We start from the raw sequence: 20,757 nt of genomic DNA, 5'->3' as shown, positions 1-20,757 counted from the left end.
CCCCAAGGCCGAACTCCACGTCAGTGTCCGCTGGTGTAGCGGCCGGCGAGCTCGGCGCCGATCCGGGCCAGCTCGGCCTGGACGGAGTGCGGTTCGACCACCTCGATCATCGCGCCCCAGCCGGCCAGGTTCCGGGCGATGTCCAGCGGGGTCGGCGCGGCGAGGCGGACCCGGACACGCCCGTGGTCGAGCTCGGCGTCGATGTGGCAGTGCCGGCCGAAGTGCGTTCGCAGTACCGGCACGAACCTGGCCTCGATGAGCACGGTCGCCCAGGTGCGTGACCGCCGCCGCTCCACCTCGCCGACGACCTGTTGCCACGCGGTGGCGAGCGTGAAGTCGTCCGGGCGCTCGGCGGGCTGGTCGGTCGGCTCGGCCCCGGTGATCCGGTCGACCCGGAAGGTTCGCCGTCCTCGTTCGGTCCCGGCGAGCAGGTACCAGATGTCGTCCTTGTCGACCAGGCCCCACGGGTCGACCAGCCGTTCGGTCCGCTCCCGGGCACTGTCGGTGTAGGTCAGACGGATTTTTCGCCTGCGGATCACGGCGGTCTGCAGCAGCTCGACCAGCTCGGGCCGGTGGCGATCACGCTCACCCCACCGGGTGGGGTCGATCATCGTGGCGTCGGCGGCGGCCTCGGCGTCGGCCCGGAAGGTCTGCGGCAGCGCCCGCACGAGTTTGCGCAGCGCCGCCTTGGCCTCGCCCGAGACGGCCGCGGCCGGGCCGACGAGCAGGAACAGTGCCTGCGCCTCGGTTGCCGACAGGCCACTGAGATCGGTGCGGGCGCCGCCGACGAGCGACCAGCCGCCGCCGCGTCCTGGCTGCGGGTACACCGGGATGCCGGCCGCGGACAGCGCCTCCAGATCGCGGCGAGCGGTGGCGACGGACACCTCCAGCTCGGCGGCCAGCTCGGCGGCGGTCACCCGGCCACGGGCCTGCATGAGCAGGAGGGTGGCGACGAGACGATCAGCACGCATGCCCCCAGTTTCTCCAACAAAGTGCTCAATTGGTGAGCACTTTGGGGTGGAGCATGGTGACTGTCACCGATCGAAAGAGGGAACCGCCGATGTTGCGAGGACTGGCCACTGTCAGCTTCTGGGCCGACGACCTGGAGGCGGCCAAGAAGTGGTACGTCGACCTGCTGGACGTCGAGCCGTACTTCGAGCGCCCGGGAAACGGGCAGCCGGCCGCCTACTACGAGTTCAGGATCGGCGACTACCAGGCCGAACTCGGCCTCATCGACCGGCGTTACGCCCCACCGGGCCCGCCGGGCCCGCCCGCCGCCCCAGGAGGCGCGATCGTCCACTGGCACGTCGACGACGTGCGGGCCACCCTGGACCGGCTGCTGTCCCTGGGGGCCACGCCGCACACACCGCTCACCGAGTACGGCCCCGGTTTCGTCACCGCGTCCGTGGTCGACCCGTTCGGCAACGTGCTGGGCATCATGTACAACCGGCACTACCTGGAGGTCCTGGGCCGATGATGCACTTCGCGGACGCCGACCGGTGGGAGTCGTGGCTGGCCGAGCATCACGGGTCCGAGGGCGGTGTCTGGCTGAAGATCGCCAAGAAGGGATCGACCGAAGCGTTGATCACGATCGAGCAGGCGCTGGAGGTCGCGCTGTGCTACGGCTGGATCGACAGCCACCGCAGGTCCTATGACGAGCACTGCTTCCTGCAACGGTACTCGCGCCGCCGCAAGGGCAGCCCCTGGTCGCGGGTGAACGTCGAGCACGTGGAGGCGTTGGCCGCCGCCGGGCGGATGCGGCCGCCCGGCCTGGCGGAGGTCGCCGCCGCCCAGGCGGACGGCCGGTGGGCGGCGGCCTACACCGCCCAGCGCAACGCCACCGTCCCACCCGACCTGGCCGAGGCACTGGCGGCCGACCCGCGGGCCGCCGCCCGCTTCGAGGCACTCGACAAAACCGGCCGCTACCTGATGATCCTGCCGCTGCTGAAGACCAGAACCCCGGCCGGACGCGCGGCCCGCCTGCGAAAGGCGATCTCCAGCCTGCTGGAGTGAACCGTCATCCGTTCCGACCTCTACCGGATGCACTCCAGGGGTCTTACGTTGACCCCGGTGTCGTCGAGTTCGTAGACCAGGGCGTGCTCTCGTGGGCCGCGATCCTCCCAACCAGGTGTGCAGCCGCCGGCGGCGTGGATCGCGGCGCGAAGCCGGCTCCCGCCCACCTCGACGGTCTCGTCGACGCTGCCGGGATCATCACCGCGAAGATCAAAGCGGGCGAGTACAAGCCGCGGCAGGTACTGCCCTCGGAAACACAGCTACAGCAGGAACACGGTGTGAGCCGGGGCACCGTCCGCCGGGCGATGCGGCACCTCGGCGAGCAGGGATGGACGGTGACCGTGCAAGGTCGCGGCACGTTCGTCAACGAGCGGGAGAGCTGGCCGACCGACGGGACGCAGCAGGCCGACTGATCAGCACGGCGGCGGTCACCTTGTCCCCCGGGAATCCGCAACACGCATGGCTGCGATGAGGACAAGGCATGATCTCCCCTGACCTGTCCGCCGGCGAGTTCCGTAAGTCCAGCTACAGCAACAGCGGGGACACGTGCGTGGAGGTGTCCACGAACCTGCCGGGCATCGTCGCCGTACGCGACAGCAAGGACCCATCAGGCCCCATGCCGACCTTCTCCCCGGCAACCTGGAACAACTTCCTGACGAGGATCCGCAACGCGGCCCCGGTACGGCGAGCGTGCCGACCATAGCCGCCGTTCGGAACCGGCGCGTCCGGACGGCGAGTTGTCGGGTGGAGGGCGGAAGTCCCCCGTCAGGGGCGCGGAGGGAGGGGAAAGCGGAGGGCCGCGGCTGTGACGTGGTCTTTCAGTTGGGTGTCGACGGCGACGTGTTCGACGGAGCCGCCTTCGTTGATGACCGTTTCGGTCAGCTCGTCGAGGACGTCGGGGACCTGACGCGTGGCGCCGCCGCAGAGCGGACAGGTCTGGCCGGAGCGGGCCAGCCAGCCGGATTCGTCGCAGAGCACGCCGGGGACCTCGGCACCGTCCTGAATGAGCAGGGTGTCGATCGCGGCGATGGTGCCGCCCCACAGGCATTCGTCGATCCCTAGCGTGGCGTTGCCACCGACGGCGGCCTTCTCGAAGACCTCCTCAACCAGGCGGCGTTCCTCCTCACGTTCGTAGTCGGCGACGAGACGTTCGGCGCTCTCGCGGATGTCCTCGGACGTCGCCACCTTGCCCGTGTCGACGTTGAAGACGCCCGCGACCTTCGTGCGCAGCTGCTGCGGCAGGAAGTCCAGGAAGACGGCGACCTCATTGCGCTGGCCGCCGATGATCAGCAGGTCGTAGTTCTCGGCGCGGAAGAGCCTGTCCAGCAGGCTCACGGTCTGGCGATAGTGACGTTTGACGAGGTCATCGGCCTTGTTGCGGACCGTGTACTCGGCGAGACCGGCCCAGCCGGCGTAGTCGGGCTTACGGAGGACGCTCCCTCGCACCTCGCCGATCTCGCGTATCTCCTTCTGGTACAGCTCCCATGCGCGGGCCGCCCCCTTGTCGACGACCAGGACGCAGCAGCGGTGATACTCATCGAGCACCGCGAGCATGGGACGGACGTACGGAGTCTGGTCCACCACGACCTGGTCGCGCACCTTGCGCGGGAGCGACACGACCTCGAACAGGTCACCCTCGCTGCACGCGAACACCGCGACGGCACCGACCGTGCCCCGCCCGAGCTCCGGTATGCCCTCGATGCGTTTGATGTCCTGCCGCAACGAGAGCCGTGCCCGCCGGTCGAGCGACGGGTCCTCGGTGAGCGGGCGGATCTGGGTGATGAGGCTGTTCACCCGGGTACGGACGGCCTCGAACTCGTCAAAGCCCACAGCGACGTACATGGAGAGAACCGGCAGGCCGCCGCTATCGAAGCGGATGAGGCGGTCGACAGTGCCCTTGGTGATCATGCGATGTCCTCGTCATGGCGGTCGGATGCTTGAGCTTCGGGGAGTGGTCGTGGATGACCGCCGCGGATCAGGTCGGTCTCCGCCGGGTGCGGGCCATGCCGTACGTCCGCGAGGGGGTGACATGCCGCGCTCGACGGCCTCGGCGAGGTCAGGCACGGCGCTGCGGTCAAGCCGCCATCGGCACATGCGGCGGGCGCGTGAAACTCCGCCGCCCGCCGCCCCGTACCGGCCAGGCCGACACTTATCGTCATGGAAGTCAATCTAGGATCCGCTAAGTAACGCGAAAGGCGAAGCCGGACAACGTGCCCGACAAGATGTCAGCGCAGCTCAGTACGTGTGGCGGCCTCGGTCTCCAGCGGGGAGGCGCCCACCCGGCTCACCGCCGCGCCGGATCGCGCGACATCCGGATCACCTTGCCGCTCAGCCGCGCCGGCAGGGCCGCCTGGGCCAGGCGGATCATGGAAGCTGCCCGATGCCGGTGAGCACCACGCAGAGCACCGCGACCGCCCCGGCCCCCAGCCAGAGCCCGCGCCGCGAGGTGTCCCTGAGCATCGCCAGCGCCCCCGCCCCGAGGGCGAGCGACAGCAGGTAGAGAGCGTGCGGACCCGTGTGCCCGAGGATGAACCCCGCCGAGGCGAGGTACGGTGCGGGCCCCCAGATCGTGAAGTCCAGGTAGAAGCCGAGCATGTACTGGCCCTCGTGGTCAACCATGATCTTGTTGAAGGCCGTCAGCGCCAGCATGACGAGTACCGACGCCCCCGGCCACGGCAGCCACCGGGCGACGGCCACCCCGAGCAGGCAGGCCCCCAGCACGTTCAGCGGCCCGGTGCCCAGCTCCGCCGGGGACGGGAAACGCTCCAGTTCGTTGCCGGTGATCACGTAGAGCCCGGCGAGCAGGGCCTGCGCCGTACAGGTCAGTGCGAGCGGGCCGAGAGCGGCGAGACAGAGCGCGGCGGTGCGCCGCTCTCGGTCACAGGGGACGACCGACAGCGTCTCCTCGGCCCGCCGCGCGGCATCGGCGACCAGGTTCGCGGCGAAGAAGACCGGAACCCCCCAGAAGATGGTCATCTCCGAGGTCAGCGCGGCGAACGCGGGTCGCGGCCCCGCCCAGCCGTCCTGGACGACCCGCAGTATCCACAGCGCCAGGCCCAGCAGGGTGAGCGGATGCCGCAGGAGCCGCCAGGCCTCGTTCAGGGCGAGCGACGGCACGACCCGCGGTCCGGAACCGGACACGTCCAGCACCTCGGCGGTCACACCGTCACCTCCGTCGTAGCATCTCCGAACAGCGGCGGGAAGCCATGCACCTCGAACGCCTCACGGTCGCCTTCGGCGGCGACCTTCGAACTCTCGCGGCCGCTCATCCGAGCCGACCTCTCATTGATCTCACATCTGCCTGTCGCACCTCAGCGCCCGAAGGGTTCACGAACACGCCGGTCTGCCTGATCGATCCCTCAGGCCCGTGTTCCGGATTCGGCCATCGGCAGCGGCAGTCGCCTACCGAGACGGACCCTGGTCGATGCGAAGCCGAAGCGCTCGTGGCCCGCGGACCTGGCCGGTGGACCAGGTCACGGCCGCCGGGTCGGGGAGGCTGAAGTTCGGGACCCGCTCAGGCCAGACCTCCAGGGCGACCCGCGGCTCCATCCGCGCGAGGTGAAAGCCCACGCAGCGGTGGATGCCGAGCGTCTAGGAGAGGTACGGCAGGTGGGCCGAGCGATAGAGCACGACGATCAAGGCCACGATCGCCGCGAACCAGGCGACCAACGCGAAAATCCCCAGGTCGGCATAGCCGTGCTGGACTAACGCGCCGAGCACTCCCAGGCCGACCACGGCCCAGCGCAGTACGTCGAGCAGAGCGGCAGGGGAGATGGCCCCCTGAGGACGGATCTGTCTGATGATGGCGTCGGTGATCAGCCAGACGGTGATCAAAGTGCCTGCCGTGTTGGCGAGGCCGATCACCTCTCCCAGGGAGGAGGTCGACAAGGTACGGCTCGAATCCGCGACGGACACGATCGTGGCGACAAGCGAGGTGCAGGCCATGGCGACAGCGGCCAGCCTGGCCCGGCCGAAGGGATCGTCGGCGGATCGCTCCAACCGGAACAGCCCGGACGCGCACAGGCCCCAGCCGAAGGGATCGAACAGCAGGTCGAAACCGTTGAAGCGGAAGGCACCGAAGACGAAGACGAACCCGGTGGCGATCTTGGCGACCGGGCGCATCTGCCCTGACCTTTCAGGCTTGTCGTCCGCGGATGAGCCGGCTCTCAGAACCACTTTGAACTCAACACCTCATTGCAGACCTTGCCTGCGACACCTCGCTGCCAGGCGAGTTGGAGACGCTCCGTGGGTCCTGTCAGTTGCCATGACTCCAACGTCGCCTCCGCCGACCCTGACCCCATCCAGGTTCTGTACGTGAACCTGACCGGCTGGGGCTCGTGTGGCACCGCCGCGCAGTCGGTGATGACAATGCGCCTCGTCAGAGTTTCGAAGCCACCACCCTTCACGGTGACCACGGAGCGTTCCTTTTTCGTCTCGTCAGCGGGTAGCAGGCGGAGGCCCGGCATTTCTGCCGAGATACCAGTGAGGGTGAAGGCCACCCCTTCGTTTTCAAGCTCGATATGCAGGCTGGCGTACAGGACGCCGTTCTTGTCCACCTCGGGGGAGAGGAGGAAATCGTCGATGCTCCACCGGATATGCGGAGTCGGCACCCCCGACCACCATATGCCCGTCACAATGAGCACAAGTGACAGGAAACCGAACACCGTTGCCGAGACCAACGACCGCACACGCTGAGAGCGCCATGTAGCAACGCCAAATTGCTGCCATATGTCACCTGAATCCACGGTTCAAAACCATATATGGTGGCATCTCGTGACGATACCCCCAATGATCTCCTGGGTAGCCGCCGTAATCGTCGTGCTGGTGGCGGCCATGCCAGTCACACAGGAGCGACTCACCAGGTTTACCGCGCTCCTTGACCTTTCCGTCACAGCGGCCAACGCCCGTCAGGTCATCGACCACTTCGCCGGTCTGCGCCGGTGGCGTCTGATCGCACTCGTCTTCGCCGCTCCCCTGGCGTGTTTCACCGACGATCCGTTCTACCTGGTCCTGGGCTGGTGTGCCGTCTCCATCTTCCTTCACGTACGACCACCGACCCCAACGCTCCGCGATCACGGTGACGCGGAGGGCCACGACATGGAGATCTACCGAAAGGCGTGGCTGCTCGGTGTCGGCGGTGCCGTGGTGGCAGGCGGTTATCTGCTGACGAACCACGGCGCCACTCCGGCACGTCTGACCCACGCCGCCATCATGATCATCGTGACGGCGGCGGTACCGTTTGCCGCCCGGAATCTGCGAACCGGGCCGACAACCGAAGCGCCCGACGACACGACCCAGGCCGGTCTGGCGATTCGCCAATGGTCAACGCGGAACCTCTACCTCGCGGGAACCGCGGTCGTACTGGCAGGCGCGATGCTCACTCCCGGGCAGCCGGCACAGCGCGAACTACCCGAATACTCGATGCCCAGGTCGTTCCCGAAGAACATGGCCGTGTTCACGAAGGTGGACGAATATAAGGCGCCTACCTGTCCATGGATCGATCAGATGGACGATCCCTGCCGGTATTGGCTGGTGAACGAACAACCGTTCCCACAGGCCGCGCCTTACACCATCAGAAAAGGCAAAGCACCCCAGCAGGCGCCGTTCATCCGAAGTCCCGATAAAAAGGCCGTCGTCTATTTGGGCAGAGACGACCGCCGCATGGCGTACCAGGACTCCAAGGGCATTCACCATCTCACCGGCAACCTGGCCGACGCCGAAGTGCCCACACCCGCATTCCTCGGTCAGAGCAGGTATGTAGCCCTGACCAAGGGTGGCACCCGGATCACCGACACCAGGACCTGGACCACGGTGTCGATCCCCGACGCTCAACGCGTCCACGCCCTCAACGGGAGCGGGATCGTGGTCACGACGGCCTCTCAAGTGCTCGTGCTCGACCACCGGGGAAAGACGCGGATGAGCCTTCCCCTCAGGAAGACCAAGAAGAACACCCCCAAGGACGCATACCACCTCCGGCCGGACGGAAAACGCCTTGTGGCCATCCGGGGCTTCGAGAGTCGCGTCGAAACCTTCGACTCAGAAACCGGCAGGCGTTTGTCCAGCGTCACTCCCAAGTTCCCCGGCGACGATTTCCTTGACGTTGGCCTCGGCTGGTCCGAACAAGGCCTTTTCCTGGTCCGCAGCGCCCTGAGCGAACGCGTCTACTACCTCAATCTGGCGACAGGAAGGCTCTGGAGACGCGACTGAACCGCTCCGATCCCGCACGGACGGTTCACCCCGGAGGCCGGACCCGGTCGATGTCGAGCGGGAGGGTTCGAGGTCCGCGGACCTGGCCGGTGGACCAGGTCACGGCCGCCGGGTCGTGCAGGCTGAAGTTCGGGATCCGCTCAAGCCAGACCTCCAGGGCGACCCGCAGCTCCATCCGCGCGAGGTGGGAGCCCACGCAGCGGTGGATACCGAGGCCGAACGCGGCGTGCCGGTTGACCTCGCGATCGATGACGACCTCGTCCGCCCGCTCGAACTGGGCCGGGTCCCGGTTGGCCGCCGGGAACGACAGCAGGATCCAGTCGTCCGCCTTCATGTCGACGCCGTTCCAGTGCGTGTCCTCCTTGACCAGCCGGGCCATCGTGACCGGCGCGTAGACCCGAAGGAACTCCTCCATCGCCGTCGGCAGCAGCGCGGGCTCGTCGACCAGGCGCTCACGGTCGGCCGGGGTCTTCGCGAGATGCCACAGCGACGCGCCGATCGCGCTCCAGGTCGTGTCGATGCCCGCGATGAGCAGCAGGGCCATCGTGCCGGCCACGTGCGACGGGTCGAGTTTGCGGCCGTACAGCTCGGCGTTGACGAGGTAGGTCGTCAGGTCGTCACGCGGGTCGTCGACGTGGTCGCGGACCTGCGCGAGCAGGTAGTCGAACAGACTCCCCATCCGCGCCATGCGCTCCTCCGGCGGCAGGTTGACGCCTTCGAGCGTGTTCTCCACGAATTCGCGGAACCGCGGCCCGTCCTCGGGTGGGAAGCCGAGCATGTCGGCGATGACCCGCATCGGGATGTACTGGGCGTAGTCACGGGCGGCGTCGACGGTGGGCTGCCCCTCGAACGCGTCGATGAGCGAGTGGCACAGCGCTCTCGTCGCCTGCTCCCGCTTGGCGACCGCGCTCTTGGTGAACGCCGGGAGCAGCAGTCTGCGCGCGTCGTGGTGGAACGGCGGATCGGAGGAGATCGGCGGCGTGCCACCCACCGGCGCCACCTCCCGGGGCGGCCGGAAATTGCTCATGATGATCGACCGTGAGGAGAAGTGCTCGGTGTCGTAGGCGATCGCGGCGACGTCCTCGTAGCGGGTGGGCAGCCAGCCGCCACCGAACCGGTCGGTGTGCGCGATCGGGCAGCGCTGCCGCAGGTCGTCCTGGATGGGGTACGGGTCGGCGGCCCACTCGGGCTCCAGGTGGGAGAAGTCGGTCGCCCAATCCGAGACCGGACCGGTGATGATCTCGTTGCGGGTGCCGAGGGGCTGGTCTGCCCGCGATTCCCGGAAGTCTCGGGTGAAGCGGTCGTCTCCGGTCATGTCACGCCTCCTGCACGATGTCGATCGCTCGTTCGGGGCAGTTGGACACGGCCAGGTGGGCCACGTGCTCATCTCCCGGCGGCACGACGCCGTCCGCGATGACCTGCCCGTAGCCCTCCTCGTCCTCGGTGAACAGGGTGGGGGCGAGGTCGTAGCAGCGGCCATGTCCCTGGCATTTTTCAGAATTCATCTGGACTATCACTACGGTGCTCCGCTCTGTGCGGGGGTGTCGTCAGCAGGGGCGAGGCCTGCCACGACTCGGGCGAGCAGCGTGCTCCACTCCGCGTCGTCGACCCCGTGCAGACCGGGTGGGACGAGCGCGCTGCCCATCGCGAGCAGCAGGCAGAAGTGGGCGAGCGCGTTCGGCGACAGCGTGGGGTCGAGCTCGCCGTCGTTCTGGGCGACGCGCACCAGCCCGGCGAGCCAGTCGGCGCGTTCACCGACGTAGTCACGCATCGGCCGGGCGACGTCCTCGTCACGACGGGCGGCGACCAACGCCTCGACGATGAGGGCGCCGCGGACGTCGCGCCGGCGAGGCAGCCAGCGGCCGATGACGAGCAGCAGATCCGTGATCGACCGGTCGGGGTCGGCGGCGAACAGGTCGGCGAGCAACTGTGGCCCGTGCGCGCGCAGCGCGGTCACGAGCAACTCGGCCTTCGAGCCGAAGTGCGCGTACAACGCGCCGTTGCTCACTCCCGCGGCCGCGGCGATGTCGGCCACCCGCGTGCCGTCGTAGCCACGCTTGGCGAAGACCTCCGCCGCCGCGTCCAGCAACCGCTCCCGGGTCTCGGCGGCGGTGACACCCGCGATGCGCCCCATACAGGAAGTAAAAGAGCATTCATTTAATTCGTCAAGAGCCTTGTTTTCTACAGCCCTGGCCCCTCTACCGTTCCTGCCCGTGACCGACACCCCTCTGTCCGATGTCATGGACGCGCACGTGCAAGCCAACACCGCGGAGACCTACGCGGCGTTCGTCGAGATGTTCCGGAATTCGGTGATCGGGATCATCGGGGTCGGCTTGCTGGAGCCCGACGGCCGGGCCGGCGAGGGCTTCTCGGCCAGCCAGACCACCCACGGCGACGGCCGGCCGCGCATCCTCACCTTCGCCGACCCGGAGGTGGCGTCGCAGGCGCCCGGGTCGCAGTGCAACGTCGGCATCCCCGGCGCGGTCCTGCTGCGCATGGCCGCCGAAGACCCGTCGTGCGAGGGCATCCTGGTCAACAGCGCTACTAAGCTGATCAGCATCATCATCAGCAGGGCGTCCGCGTCAGCCATCGCTCAGGGGCCGGTCTGACGGGATCGGCCGCGTCGCGGCGAAAGATTTCTCCGGGGCCGTGTCGATCAGCGGGCCGCTCGTTCGACGTATGGGGGCGAGGGCCGAGGGGCGGCCCCGCCGGACGAGGAGAACGCGATGCCGAAATACCTGCTGATCATGCGAGGCACCGATGAGACGAACGCGGCCATGATGGCTAATCTCGACGAGATGATGGCCACGACCCGCCGGTTCATCGAGGACATGATGAAGGCCGAGGTTCTCGTCGCGGCCGAAGGGCTGGACGATCCGGGCCAGGGCGTCGTGGTCGACTTCAGCGGCGAGGCGCCGGTGGTCACGGACGGGCCGTACGGCGAGACCAGGGAACTGTTCGGTGGCTACTTCCTGCTCGATGTCGCCACGAAACAGGAGGCGGTCGAGTGGGCCAAGCGGGTCCCGGCGGTCCGCGGGTCCAAGATCGAGGTCCGGCGGGTGGCCGAGGCCGACGAGGTCCCGCAGGGCAGCGAGAACAACGGCCAGATCTGATGGGTAGGGCCGACGTCGAGGCCGTCTGGCGGATCGAGTCGGCCCGGATCGTCGCCGCGCTGACCCGGTTCACCGGCGATTTCGGGTTGGCCGAGGACGCGGCCCAGGAGGCGGTGGCTGAGGCGCTGGTGTCGTGGCCGCGTGCCTCTCCGGCCAATCCGGCCGGCTGGCTGATGGCCACGGCCCGGCGGCGGGCGATCGACGCGATCCGCCGCCGGACCGCCCTCCAGGACCGATATGCCCTGCTGGCGGCCGACCCCGCGGTCGACCAGGAAATCGACCCCGACAAGATCGACGACGACGTCCTGGCGCTGATGTTCGTCAGCTGCCACCCGGTGCTCTCCCGCGAGGCCCGGGTGGCGCTGACCCTGCGCGTGGTCGGCGGCCTGTCCAGCGAGGAGATCGCCCGCGCGTTCCTGGTACCCGTGCCGACCGTGCAGGCCCGCATCACCCGGGGCAAGAAGACGATCGCGGCGGCCGGGGTGCCGTTCGAGCTGCCGCCGGCCGGCGAGCGCCGGGAACGGCTGGGCGGCGTGCTCAGAGTCCTCTACGTGATCTTCACCGAGGGGTCGACGGCCACGTCGGGCGACCGGCTGCTGCGCCCCGACGTTGCGTACGAGGCGATCCGGCTGGCCCGCACGCTGGCCGCGCTGCAGCCCGACGAGCCGGAGGTGCACGGCCTGCTCGCGTTGTGCGAGCTGACGGCCGCGCGCTTCCCGGCCCGGACCGGCCCGGACGGCACGCCGGTCCTGCTCGAGGACCAGGACCGGCGGCTGTGGGACTTCTCGGCGATCCGCCGGGGGCTGGCCGCGCTGGCCAGGGCATCGACCCGCGGCCTCGGCCCCTACGGCCTGCAGGCCGCGATCGCCGCCGCCCACGCGTCGGCGCCCTCGGTCGAGGCGACCGACTGGGACCGGATCGTGCTGCTCTACGAGGCGCTCGGCCGGGTCGCGCCCTCGCCGGTGGTCGAGCTCAACCGGGCCGTTGCCGTGGCCATGGCCTCGGGTCCGGCGCAGGCCCTGGCCATCGTGGACGAGCTGATCGCCTCGGACCGGCTCCCCGGTTCGCATCTGGTTCCGACCGTACGCGGGGAGCTGCTGGCCCGCCTCGGCCGGCGACCGGAGGCGCGCGCCGAGCTGGAGCTGGCCGCCCGGCTGTGCGCCAACCAGCGCGAACGCTCAGTGCTGCTGCGCAAGGCGGCCGCGCTGGACTGAGTTCCCCAGCGCGGCCGGCCCGGATTCGAGCGCGGCCCGGATGCCGTCGATCGCGAGGGAGTATTTCACCGCCCGCCGAGATGGCGAGTTCGACTGCACTCTTCCGCCGCGAGTCACGCGCTACCCGCTGTTGTGGCGGCCGGTGTCGGCCGGTCCATCGCACCATCGAGCTCACCCACGCGATGTTGCGCGCATACAAGTTGGTCGAGCCGGACCTGACCGACGCGGACCACTGCGCGGCGGTGCCGAGTCGCCGTTCAAGGATGCAGGCCGCGAGGCGGCCCGCGGCGTTGATACACGGCGGATACATGGCCGAGCACCCGCGGATACCCGGTCGATACAGAGCGGACGGAAAAGGGCTCCAAAGTGGCCACGGCGTCGTGAAGGACGGCGTGATCCCACCGAGAAGGAGTCCTTGATGCGTGTGTTGATGTGCGGTCTGCTCGGTCTAACGGTGCTGACCGGCTGCGGGGGAGCCGCAACCCCCGCGACAGACAGCGGCGGTGCCACGATGGACAAGGTCCGCGAGCGGGAGACTGTCATCGCCACCTGCATGAAGCAGAAGGGTTTCTCCTACACCCCCTCGGTCAGCCGGCCCAAGCAGCCCGATGCGAACCCCGCTGACTACGCGGCGATGAAGGCGGCCCGCAGCAAGGACGGCTTCGGCGTCTTCTCCGCCGTCGTCTATCCGAAGCCGCCGGAAACGCAGGCGCCGGACCCCAACAAGGCGACGATCGACGGCCTCTCCGGCGCCAAGCGGGACGCCTACCTCAAGACCATGAACGAGTGTCGGGTCAACGCCCTCCAGCAGGTGGACGGCCTGAAAGTCACCTCGGTCGCCGACTATCAGGACCAGATGAGCACGGAGATCGAGAACATCGACAAGGTTCTCGACGGCGACCCCAAGCTCCTGGAGCTCGCCGCGCCGTTCGCCGAGTGCCTGAAGTCCAAAGGCGAGCGGGTGACCTCCGCGAAGCCGCTCGCGCTGAGTGTTCGCGGCTGGGAGGTGTGGAGCGAGCAGGCCGACCAACTCGGCAAGGCGGGCAAGGTCACGGCGGAGGCGGCCAGGCCGTATCTCGCCAAGGAGATCAAGTCGGCGCTGGTCGACCTGGAGTGCGGCAAGGACTTCTACGCCGCCTTCGTCCCCCTGCAAAAGCGGCTCACCAACGAGGCCAGGGCGAAGTACGGGTTCCAAGAGCGGTGATGCGTACCCCTCGTGGCAAGCTGCTGCTCGTGCTGGCCGTGGTCTTGGTGGTCGCGGGGACCGGCTGGGGAGTGGGCACTCTGCTGCGTTCCCCGGCCGACGAGGCGGCGGCACGCAAGCCGCCCAAACCGTCGCTGGTCACCGCTGCGGTCGAGCGGCGCAAGCTGGTCGCCACCGTAGTGGTCAGCGGCGCGCTGGAGTACGGCTCGCCGTATCCGGTGTCGCTGGCCGGAGTGGTGGGCGGCAGCGAAACCGCTCAGCGCGCTACCCGCGCTCCCCGGCGGGGCACCCTCGCGGAGGGCGCGGTGCTGATGGAGGTGAACGGGCGCCCGGTGTTCGTCTTCTCCGGCACGGTGCCGATGCACCGCAGCATCGTCTCCGGCGCCAAGGGGACCGATGTCAAGCAGTTGCAGAAGGCGCTGCGCAGGCTCGGCTACCGCGCGCCCGCGACCGGCGTGTTCGACCAGGCGACCATCGCCGCGGTGTCGCGCTTCTACGCCAAGCGGGGCTATGAGGCGCAGCAACCCACCTTGGAACTGCGGCAGAGGCGCGACGACCTGCACCGGGCCGTACGGGCCGCGCGGGAAGTGTTCGCGACCGAGCGTAAGGCCCTTGACCAGGGCAAGGATGTGCTCCCGCTGAAAGTCAGGCTCGCCAACGCCCGGCAGGATCTGAAGGAGGCCGAACAGGCGCTGAAGAGCGCGTGGGCACAGGAGCACACCACCGAGGACGAGGCCAAGGTCGAGGCCGCCGAGAGCGCCGTACGGGCGGCCGGTGAGAAGCTGCTGGCGGCCCAGCAGGAGCTCGCCCAGGCCACTACGACGCCCACCCCCGCGCCCAGCCTCAGCTCCAGCCCCACCGCAGGCCCCACTGCCGATGCCACGGCCGGGCCGCCTGCCGACACCCGCCTGCTCGAACTCCGGGTCGCCAACGCCAGGGCGGATCTGACCGCCGCCAGGTCGGCGCTGGAGCGCGTACTGCAGGAGGCCGGGACCGCGCGGGCCAAGCGGCTGACCGAGCTGACGAAGAACGTCCGGGTAGCGCGCGAGGCCGTCGTCACCGCCGAGCAGGCGCTCAGGCAGGCCAGGCAGCTCTCGCCCGCCAAGCTGAAGGTGGCCAACGCCCAGAGTGACCTGGCCGCGGCACGAGCGCTGCTGGCCGAGTTCTCCCGGACCTACGGCACCACCGTCCCGCCGGGAGAGGTCGTCTTCCTGCCCAAGCTGCCCGCCCGCCTGCACAAGTCGACCGTCAAGGCGGGAGAGCTGGTGGACAAGTCGATCGCCACGGTGACCAGCTCCACCTTCGTGGTCTCAGGCTCGGTGGACGTGGCTGAGGCCGAGCGGCTGAAGACAGGTCTGAACGCGAGTATCGAAACCGAGGCCGGCAAGACCGTCCCCGGCACGGTGACCTCCCTCGGCGGACGTGACGCGAAGGGCGCCGTGTCGGTGATGATCACTCCTGCCTCGATGAGGAGCCTCAAGAAGCTCGCCGGCGCGCCCGTCACGGTTCGCGTCACCATCGGAGCCACCGACCAGGAGGTGCTCGTGGTCCCCGCCGCGGCAGTCGTCACCGCCGCGGATGGCAAGGCCCGGGTGCAGGTGGAGATCGCGCCCGACCAGACCAAGGAGGTCGAGGTACGCGCCGGCCTGTCCGCCGACGGAGCCGTGGAGGTGGCCGGCGACCTCAAGCCGGGCGACATGGTGGTGATCAACAGTGCCTGAGCCGGTCATCCTGCTCCACGACCTGACCAAGGAGTTCCCCACCGATCCTCCCGTCCGGGCACTCTCCGCCGTCAACCTAAGAGTTGAAAAATCGGACTACGTGGCCGTCGTCGGCCCTTCCGGATCCGGGAAGTCCACCTTGCTCAACACACTCGGCCTGCTCGACCGGCCGACCAGCGGCAGCTACCGGCTCGACGGCATCGAGACCATCTCACTGAAGGACAGCGTGCGGACCACCATCCGCGGCAGCCGTATCGGCTTCGTCTTCCAGTCCTTCCACCTGTTGCCGCACCGCAGCGTGCTGGAGAACGTCATGCTCGCCGAGGTCTACGGCGCAGCACGGCGCGGGGGGCGGCGGGAACGCGCGATGCGCGCTCTGGAGCGGGTACGGCTGTCGCACCGGGTGGCCTTCCTGCCCGGCAGGCTGTCCGGCGGCGAGCGGCAGCGCGCCGCCATCGCCCGCGCCCTCATGGGCGAACCGTCACTGCTGCTGTGCGACGAACCCACCGGCAACCTCGACAGCAAGAACACCGACGCCGTGCTCGACCTGTTCGACGAACTGCGCGCCCAGGGGATGACCATCGTGGTCATCACTCACGAGAACGACGTGAGCGACCGGGCCGGGCGCCGGGTGCGCATCACCGACGGCGTCCTCACGGAGGAGTAGATGTGCACCCTCGCGACCTGCTGAACGAGGCCATGGCGGGCCTGCTTGCCCGCCCGATGCGCTCGGCGCTGACCACCCTGGGCACCGTGCTGGGCATCACCACGCTCGTGGTCACTCTGGGCGTCGCCGCGACGGCGGGCAACCAGATCGTCGGCCGCTTCGACGAGCTGACCGCCACCTCCGTCACGATCGAAGTCCCGGAGCACTCATTCCCCCTGGTCGATTGGGCCGATGTCAGCCGGGTGACCCGGCTGCGCGGGGTGGTCTCCGCCGCCGCGCTCGCCGAGTCGGAACAGAGCGCCAATCTCAGCGTCCGCTCCAACGACATCGTGGACCCGACCCGGGTCACCGACCAGACTCTGACCGTGCTCTCCAGCAGCCCCGGCCTGCCCGCCGCGGTCAAAGGCAGAATGATCGAGGGCCGCTACTTCGACGCCGGGCACATCGCCCGCGGGGACAAGGTCGTCGTGCTGGGCCGGCACGCGGCCAAGCTGCTGGGCATCACCCGGCTGACACGGGCCCCGGCCGTCTTCATCGGCACCCAGGCGTACACCGTCATCGGCGTGCTCGGCGACCTGAAACGCGAAAAGAGCCTTGCGAGCGCAGTCCTGTTGCCACCGGCCGTCGGCAAGCGCTACGGCCTGAGCACCGTGACCCGGGTCCTGGTCAACACCGGCCTCGGCGCCGCGGAACTGATCGCCAAGCAGGCGCCGACCGCGCTCAGCCCGGGCAACGAGGCCCTCCTCCAGGTCATCTCGCCGCCCAGCCTCACCAGAGCCCGCGATGCGGTGGAAGGCGACGTCAACGCCCTCTTCCTGATCCTCGGGCTGGTCTCCCTGGTCGTCGGCGCGGTCGGCATCGCCAACGTCACCCTGGTGACCGTGATGGAGCGCATCGCCGAGATCGGCCTGCGCCGCGCCCTCGGCGCCGCCCGCCGCCACATCGCCGCGCAGTTCCTGCTGGAGTCCACCCTTACCGGGCTGACCGGCGGCATCATCGGCGCTTCCGGAGGGATCGTCGTGATCGTCGCCGTCTGCGCTGCCAAGCAGTGGACTCCGGTCATGGATGTACGGCTGGCCGTCATGGCGCCTGCCGCCGGTGCCGTCGTCGGGCTGCTCGCGGGTCTGTACCCGGCCCTGCGTGCCGCTCGCATGGAACCAATCAACGCACTTCGGTAGATATGGTGCATTTTCATGACATCCCTGCTGCTCGTCGAAGACGACGCGGTGATCCGCGCGTCGGTCAGCCTGGCCCTGGAGCGCTACGGCTATCGAATGACCACCGCCGCTGACGGGCTGAGCGGCCTGGAGGCGGCCCAGACAGGTGGCCACGACCTCCTGCTGCTGGATGTGATGCTGCCCAGCCTGGACGGCATCAGCTTGTGCCGCAGGATCCGGGAAACCAGTCAGGTGCCGATCCTCATGATGTCGGCCCGCGGCGACGGCCTGGACATCGTCGCCGGGCTGGAGGGCGGCGCCGACGACTATGTGGTCAAACCGGTCGACCTGCCGGTGCTGGTGGCCAGGATCCGCTCGCTGCTGCGCCGGGCCACCATCGCTCAGCCCCAGCCCACGACCGGGCAGGCCGCCGCGAGCGCGGTGCTCACCTTCGGCGAGCTGAGCATCGACACCGGTTCGCTGGAGGTACGGCGGGCTGGGCGACGCGTCGAGCTGAGCCCGACCGAGTTGCGGCTGCTGCTGGAGTTCGCCGCCCATCCCGGCATCGTGCTGGAACGGGCGACGCTGCTGCGCACCGTGTGGGACTACGGATGGGACGGCGACAGCCGCGTGGTCGACCTGTGCGTACAGCGCCTGCGCAAGAAGGTCGGCGCCGAGCGCATCGAGACGGTCCGCGGGTTCGGCTACAAATTGAGCGCCACATGAATCCGGCTTCGCTGCGATGGAAGATCGCCGCCCTCGTCACGCTCGCCTCCACCGTCGTCGCCGCCATGATAGGACTGCTGGTTCACCGGGCGACCTGGCAGCGTGCCCTGGACATCGGCGAGGCCCGAGCCCAGGTGGCCCTCGACAAGTCACTGGCCTCCGCTGACCGGCCCGGCGGCACGCCCGACGACGTGGTGACCGTCGAGGAGCTCCCTGACGCTCTGGCTGCCCAGCTGCGTCCCGGCCGGCCGGTGATCTGGTATGGGCTCGATCACCGGGACGAGCCGTGGATGTGGGCCGCCCAACCGTATGGCAGCGACGGCCGCCAGGCGGTGAGCGTACAGATCTCGATGGGCTCGGAACTGCGCAGCCTGTACGCGCTGGACCGCAGCATGGTCAAAGCCGGACTGCTCGCCCTGGCCGGGGTGGTACCGCTGTCGGTGCTGGCGGCCGAGCTCCCCAACCGGCGGCTTCGGCGCATGGCCCGCACCGCCCGCCAGATCGCCGACGGCAACCTGGCCGCTCGCACCGATACGGGCGGCCGGGACGAGATCGCCGAGATCGGCGCCGGGCTCAACTCCATGGCCGCCAGCCTGCAGCGGCGGCTGCTGGCCGAGCAGCGCTTCACAGCCGACGTCGCGCACGATCTGCGTACCCCACTGATGGGGCTGCTGACCGCCAGCCAGTTGCTGCCCGACGGGCAGGCCACCGACATGGTCCGCGACCGAATCGGCGTGCTGCGCGGCCTGGTCGACGATCTGCTGGAAATCTCCCACCTGGACGCCACCGGCGAACAACCGGATCGGCAGTCGGTGCCGCTGGCCGACCTGGTACGCGAGTCGCTGCACCGTGTCGACGTGCCCGCCGACCTGCATATCGTCGGCGACCAGGGCGACACGACAGCCGTCACCGATGCGCGCCGCCTGGAGCGCGTCGTCGCCAACCTGCTCCTCAACGCCCGCACACACGGCGCCGCCCCGGTAATGATCACCGTGCGCTCCCGCCAGATCGTCATCCGCGATCATGGGCCAGGTTTCCCACCTGACCTGCTTGCGAACCTGAACAAGGGACAGGCGCAGCGCTTCCACACCGGACGGACCGAGCGCGGCCGCGGGCACGGGCTCGGCCTGACCATCGTGCTCGGCCACGCCCGCATCATCGGGGCAAGCCTCCAGTTCGCCAACCCGGTCAACGGTGGTGCGAGCGTCGCCATCACCCTGCCCAACTGAGGTGCCCAGCGGATCGCAGCGACCCACTCAAGGTGGCCGATCCTGATTATGTCGGCACGCGGCGACTCGCTGGATGTGGTGGCCGGTGGCGACGACTAAGTGGTCAAACCGGTCGACACCCCAGTGCTGGTGGGGTGGCGACGACGGCGCCGTCGACACCCCACCAGATGGCCGGCCCGATACACGGTTGATACACGGTCAAGCCCGTACGGAGACACGGCCACGGCCGGACGGACACGTGGGTGGCCCACCGTGTTCGGCATGCGACGTTCCTTCGTTCTCCTCCTGCTGGCGAGCGCCCTGTCCGGCTGCGGAACCGTACCGTCCGTCTCCGGGGCCACCGTGTCCGACGTGCCCCTGCCGTGGCCAGCCGAGGGCCAGGCGGCGGTCGAGGTGGAGGGCGTGGGCAGCCTGGGCGCCAGCGGCGACCCTGACCCGCTGCCCATCGCCAGCGTGACCAAGGTCATGACCGCCTACGTGATCCTGCGCCGCCATCCGCTCCGGCTCGGCGACGACGGCCCGCCTATCCCCGTGGACCGTACGGCCGCCGACGAGTCCTACGCACCGCAGGAGTCCACCGCCCCGGTCAGGGAGGGCGAGCGGCTACGGCTGCGCCGTCTGCTGGAGCTGATGATGGTGCCCTCGGGCAACAACGTGGCCCGCCTCCTGGCCCGCTGGGACTCCGGTTCCCAGGAGCGCTTCGTCGAGCGGATGAACGCCACCGCCCACCGCCTGGGCATGGCCGCCACCACGTACACGGGCGCCAGCGGCAACGAGGACAGCACCGTCAGCACCGCGGCCGACCAGCTCAAGCTGGCCAAGGAGGCCATGCGCGACCCGGTCTTCCGTGAGGTGGTGGCACAGGCTGACACGGCCGTGCCCGGCGACGCGAGAAGGCTGCCCAACACCAACACGCTGCTGAACAAGCACGGCGTCATCGGCATCAAGACCGGCTCCGGCACCGTCGCGGGCGGCAACCTGATGTGGGCCTCCCGCGTACGAGGCCGCCTGGTGCTCGGGGTGATCCTCGGCCAGGTGGCGAACACCAACCCGGTCGCCGCCAAGGCGGCGGCGCTAGAGGCGGGCGGGAAGATGAGCGCGGCGGTCGAACGGTGGCTGCTCAAGCGGCCGGCGGCACTCCTGCCAGAGCCCCGTCCCACCACTGCTCGCCCTGCCGAAGCGATCGGCCCCGCTCACCGGTGACCCGTCCCGGCAGTTATCTGGGGTAGTCAAGCGAACCAGCCGGTCAGCCGCTTGAAGGTCGTTAGGTCACGTAAGACAAGTAGGCAAACCGCGGCCGCCGCGCCAGTGGGCCGTCGAGAGGTCCGTCAGCCGCGATCGATCCAGCGAACTCAACTCAAGAACTGTTGCTTAGCCTAATTTCTGCACTCATCCTCCCCGGAGGCCGCTTCGCGGCGAGGGCCTCCATCACGCCGTCCAAGCCGTCGCCCGGATGCACGACCTATAGCCAACCCGCTAACAACTCAGCTCAGTACGCCTTCCGGC

General features: G+C 69.1%; 23 protein-coding genes. 15 read left to right on the top strand and 8 right to left on the bottom strand.

The genetic code is table 11. The features are described from left to right. Nucleotides 1-20: 20 nt before the first annotated feature. Nucleotides 21-971 (bottom strand): helix-turn-helix transcriptional regulator, encoded by a 951-nt coding sequence (locus ACWD3H_RS28855; RefSeq protein WP_451957214.1) that lies wholly within the window; start codon nucleotides 969-971, stop codon nucleotides 21-23. An 89-nt stretch (nucleotides 972-1,060) separates the two neighbouring features. Between ACWD3H_RS28855 and ACWD3H_RS28850 the strand changes: the two genes are divergently transcribed. From ACWD3H_RS28850 to ACWD3H_RS28835, 4 genes are all read left to right on the top strand, one after another. After that, nucleotides 1,061-1,477: a VOC family protein gene (locus ACWD3H_RS28850; RefSeq protein ID WP_451957213.1), complete on the top strand. Its 417-nt coding sequence runs from the start codon at nucleotides 1,061-1,063 to the stop codon at nucleotides 1,475-1,477. Then, nucleotides 1,474-2,013 (top strand): YdeI/OmpD-associated family protein, encoded by a 540-nt coding sequence (locus ACWD3H_RS28845; protein ID WP_451957212.1) that lies wholly within the window; start codon nucleotides 1,474-1,476, stop codon nucleotides 2,011-2,013. Before ACWD3H_RS28850 ends, ACWD3H_RS28845 begins: the two co-directional genes overlap by 4 nt. 134 nt (nucleotides 2,014-2,147) lie before the next feature. Beyond that, nucleotides 2,148-2,426 (top strand): GntR family transcriptional regulator, encoded by a 279-nt coding sequence (locus ACWD3H_RS28840; protein ID WP_451957211.1) that lies wholly within the window; start codon nucleotides 2,148-2,150, stop codon nucleotides 2,424-2,426. A gap of 68 nt (nucleotides 2,427-2,494) precedes the next feature. Beyond that, nucleotides 2,495-2,716 (top strand): DUF397 domain-containing protein, encoded by a 222-nt coding sequence (locus ACWD3H_RS28835; protein WP_451957210.1) that lies wholly within the window; start codon nucleotides 2,495-2,497, stop codon nucleotides 2,714-2,716. A gap of 62 nt (nucleotides 2,717-2,778) precedes the next feature. On the opposite strand, the gene ACWD3H_RS28830 is transcribed toward ACWD3H_RS28835, so the two are convergent. The 4 genes from ACWD3H_RS28830 to ACWD3H_RS28815 form a co-directional block, all read right to left on the bottom strand. Beyond that, nucleotides 2,779-3,921, bottom strand: coding sequence for a baeRF10 domain-containing protein (locus ACWD3H_RS28830; protein ID WP_451957209.1), 1,143 nt, complete (start codon nucleotides 3,919-3,921; stop codon nucleotides 2,779-2,781). A gap of 456 nt (nucleotides 3,922-4,377) precedes the next feature. Continuing rightward, nucleotides 4,378-5,175, bottom strand: a complete 798-nt coding sequence (locus ACWD3H_RS28825; protein ID WP_451957208.1) for a hypothetical protein — start codon at nucleotides 5,173-5,175, stop codon at nucleotides 4,378-4,380. Nucleotides 5,176-5,604: 429 nt separating this feature from the next. After that, nucleotides 5,605-6,135 (bottom strand): hypothetical protein, encoded by a 531-nt coding sequence (locus ACWD3H_RS28820; protein WP_451957207.1) that lies wholly within the window; start codon nucleotides 6,133-6,135, stop codon nucleotides 5,605-5,607. Nucleotides 6,136-6,179: 44 nt separating this feature from the next. Further along, the gene (locus ACWD3H_RS28815; RefSeq protein ID WP_451957206.1) at nucleotides 6,180-6,656 is read right to left on the bottom strand and encodes a hypothetical protein; all 477 of its coding nucleotides are present in this window, start codon (nucleotides 6,654-6,656) and stop codon (nucleotides 6,180-6,182) included. Nucleotides 6,657-6,801: 145 nt separating this feature from the next. Here ACWD3H_RS28815 and ACWD3H_RS28810 point away from each other — a divergent pair, with 145 nt between their 5' ends. Next, a complete protein-coding gene (locus ACWD3H_RS28810) occupies nucleotides 6,802-8,220 on the top strand; it encodes a hypothetical protein (RefSeq protein WP_451957205.1) in 1,419 nt (472 codons plus the stop codon). A gap of 25 nt (nucleotides 8,221-8,245) precedes the next feature. Here ACWD3H_RS28810 and ACWD3H_RS28805 read toward each other — a convergent pair whose 3' ends face one another. The 3 genes from ACWD3H_RS28805 to ACWD3H_RS28795 are packed head-to-tail and all read right to left on the bottom strand — an operon-like array spanning nucleotide 8,246 to nucleotide 10,354. Further along, nucleotides 8,246-9,535 carry a cytochrome P450 gene (locus ACWD3H_RS28805; protein ID WP_451957204.1) on the bottom strand — a complete coding sequence of 430 codons (1,290 nt, stop codon included), beginning with the start codon at nucleotides 9,533-9,535 and terminating at the stop codon, nucleotides 8,246-8,248. A 1-nt stretch (nucleotide 9,536) separates the two neighbouring features. Further along, nucleotides 9,537-9,725: a ferredoxin gene (locus tag ACWD3H_RS28800; RefSeq protein WP_355547909.1), complete on the bottom strand. Its 189-nt coding sequence runs from the start codon at nucleotides 9,723-9,725 to the stop codon at nucleotides 9,537-9,539. Nucleotides 9,726-9,736: 11 nt separating this feature from the next. Further along, on the bottom strand, nucleotides 9,737-10,354 hold the full coding sequence (locus ACWD3H_RS28795) for a TetR/AcrR family transcriptional regulator (RefSeq protein ID WP_355547906.1): 618 nt from the start codon (nucleotides 10,352-10,354) through the stop codon (nucleotides 9,737-9,739). 79 nt (nucleotides 10,355-10,433) lie between these two features. On the opposite strand from ACWD3H_RS28795, the gene ACWD3H_RS28790 reads away from it, so the two are divergent. The 10 genes from ACWD3H_RS28790 to ACWD3H_RS28745 all read left to right on the top strand — a co-directional run bounded on the left by ACWD3H_RS28790 (nucleotide 10,434) and on the right by ACWD3H_RS28745 (nucleotide 20,454). After that, entirely contained in the window at nucleotides 10,434-10,829 is a 396-nt protein-coding gene (locus ACWD3H_RS28790) for an SseB family protein (RefSeq protein WP_451957203.1), read from the top strand. 117 nt (nucleotides 10,830-10,946) lie between these two features. Continuing rightward, complete coding sequence (locus ACWD3H_RS28785; RefSeq protein WP_451957202.1) at nucleotides 10,947-11,333, top strand: YciI family protein; 387 nt, start codon at nucleotides 10,947-10,949, stop codon at nucleotides 11,331-11,333. Further along, entirely contained in the window at nucleotides 11,333-12,547 is a 1,215-nt protein-coding gene (locus tag ACWD3H_RS28780) for an RNA polymerase sigma factor (protein ID WP_451957201.1), read from the top strand. The genes ACWD3H_RS28785 and ACWD3H_RS28780 overlap by 1 nt, the downstream gene beginning before the upstream one ends. 418 nt (nucleotides 12,548-12,965) lie before the next feature. Beyond that, nucleotides 12,966-13,751 (top strand): hypothetical protein, encoded by a 786-nt coding sequence (locus tag ACWD3H_RS28775; RefSeq protein ID WP_451957200.1) that lies wholly within the window; start codon nucleotides 12,966-12,968, stop codon nucleotides 13,749-13,751. Then, the gene (locus ACWD3H_RS28770; protein WP_451957199.1) at nucleotides 13,751-15,472 is read left to right on the top strand and encodes a peptidoglycan-binding protein; all 1,722 of its coding nucleotides are present in this window, start codon (nucleotides 13,751-13,753) and stop codon (nucleotides 15,470-15,472) included. The genes ACWD3H_RS28775 and ACWD3H_RS28770 overlap by 1 nt, the downstream gene beginning before the upstream one ends. Beyond that, nucleotides 15,465-16,139, top strand: coding sequence for an ABC transporter ATP-binding protein (locus ACWD3H_RS28765; RefSeq protein WP_451957198.1), 675 nt, complete (start codon nucleotides 15,465-15,467; stop codon nucleotides 16,137-16,139). The genes ACWD3H_RS28770 and ACWD3H_RS28765 overlap by 8 nt, the downstream gene beginning before the upstream one ends. Nucleotides 16,140-16,141: 2 nt before the next feature. Further along, on the top strand, nucleotides 16,142-17,317 hold the full coding sequence (locus tag ACWD3H_RS28760; RefSeq protein ID WP_451957197.1) for an ABC transporter permease: 1,176 nt from the start codon (nucleotides 16,142-16,144) through the stop codon (nucleotides 17,315-17,317). Nucleotides 17,318-17,332: 15 nt separating this feature from the next. Further along, entirely contained in the window at nucleotides 17,333-18,022 is a 690-nt protein-coding gene (gene cseB / locus ACWD3H_RS28755) for a two-component system response regulator CseB (protein ID WP_355611366.1), read from the top strand. Beyond that, a complete protein-coding gene (locus tag ACWD3H_RS28750) occupies nucleotides 18,019-19,251 on the top strand; it encodes a sensor histidine kinase (RefSeq protein ID WP_451957196.1) in 1,233 nt (410 codons plus the stop codon). The genes cseB and ACWD3H_RS28750 overlap by 4 nt, the downstream gene beginning before the upstream one ends. Before the next feature lie 261 nt (nucleotides 19,252-19,512). After that, nucleotides 19,513-20,454, top strand: a complete 942-nt coding sequence (locus tag ACWD3H_RS28745) for a D-alanyl-D-alanine carboxypeptidase family protein (protein ID WP_451957195.1) — start codon at nucleotides 19,513-19,515, stop codon at nucleotides 20,452-20,454. The last annotated feature ends 303 nt before the right edge of the window (nucleotides 20,455-20,757 follow it).

The organism is Streptosporangium sp. NPDC002607 (genome assembly GCF_053592655.1).
The sequence above is the reverse complement of the archived record's forward strand: the minus strand, read 5'-3'. Positions and strand labels throughout refer to the sequence as shown.

Bases quoted from the DNA above. Each gene is read 5' to 3' on its own strand.
- ACWD3H_RS28770 (WP_451957199.1), top strand. From the start codon at position 13,751: ATGCGTACCCCTCGTGGCAAGCTGCTGCTCGTGCTGGCCGTGGTCTTG.
- ACWD3H_RS28805 (WP_451957204.1), bottom strand. From the start codon at position 9,535: ATGACCGGAGACGACCGCTTCACCCGAGACTTCCGGGAATCGCGGGCA.
- ACWD3H_RS28820 (WP_451957207.1), bottom strand. From the start codon at position 6,135: ATGCGCCCGGTCGCCAAGATCGCCACCGGGTTCGTCTTCGTCTTCGGT.
- ACWD3H_RS28775 (WP_451957200.1), top strand. From the start codon at position 12,966: ATGCGTGTGTTGATGTGCGGTCTGCTCGGTCTAACGGTGCTGACCGGC.
- ACWD3H_RS28780 (WP_451957201.1), top strand. From the start codon at position 11,333: ATGGGTAGGGCCGACGTCGAGGCCGTCTGGCGGATCGAGTCGGCCCGG.
- ACWD3H_RS28855 (WP_451957214.1), bottom strand. From the start codon at position 971: ATGCGTGCTGATCGTCTCGTCGCCACCCTCCTGCTCATGCAGGCCCGT.
- ACWD3H_RS28795 (WP_355547906.1), bottom strand. From the start codon at position 10,354: ATGGGGCGCATCGCGGGTGTCACCGCCGCCGAGACCCGGGAGCGGTTG.
- ACWD3H_RS28845 (WP_451957212.1), top strand. From the start codon at position 1,474: ATGATGCACTTCGCGGACGCCGACCGGTGGGAGTCGTGGCTGGCCGAG.
- ACWD3H_RS28835 (WP_451957210.1), top strand. From the start codon at position 2,495: ATGATCTCCCCTGACCTGTCCGCCGGCGAGTTCCGTAAGTCCAGCTAC.
- cseB (WP_355611366.1), top strand. From the start codon at position 17,333: ATGACATCCCTGCTGCTCGTCGAAGACGACGCGGTGATCCGCGCGTCG.
- ACWD3H_RS28850 (WP_451957213.1), top strand. From the start codon at position 1,061: ATGTTGCGAGGACTGGCCACTGTCAGCTTCTGGGCCGACGACCTGGAG.
- ACWD3H_RS28785 (WP_451957202.1), top strand. From the start codon at position 10,947: ATGCCGAAATACCTGCTGATCATGCGAGGCACCGATGAGACGAACGCG.
- ACWD3H_RS28745 (WP_451957195.1), top strand. From the start codon at position 19,513: ATGCGACGTTCCTTCGTTCTCCTCCTGCTGGCGAGCGCCCTGTCCGGC.
- ACWD3H_RS28750 (WP_451957196.1), top strand. From the start codon at position 18,019: ATGAATCCGGCTTCGCTGCGATGGAAGATCGCCGCCCTCGTCACGCTC.
- ACWD3H_RS28810 (WP_451957205.1), top strand. From the start codon at position 6,802: ATGATCTCCTGGGTAGCCGCCGTAATCGTCGTGCTGGTGGCGGCCATG.
- ACWD3H_RS28830 (WP_451957209.1), bottom strand. From the start codon at position 3,921: ATGATCACCAAGGGCACTGTCGACCGCCTCATCCGCTTCGATAGCGGC.
- ACWD3H_RS28800 (WP_355547909.1), bottom strand. From the start codon at position 9,725: ATGAATTCTGAAAAATGCCAGGGACATGGCCGCTGCTACGACCTCGCC.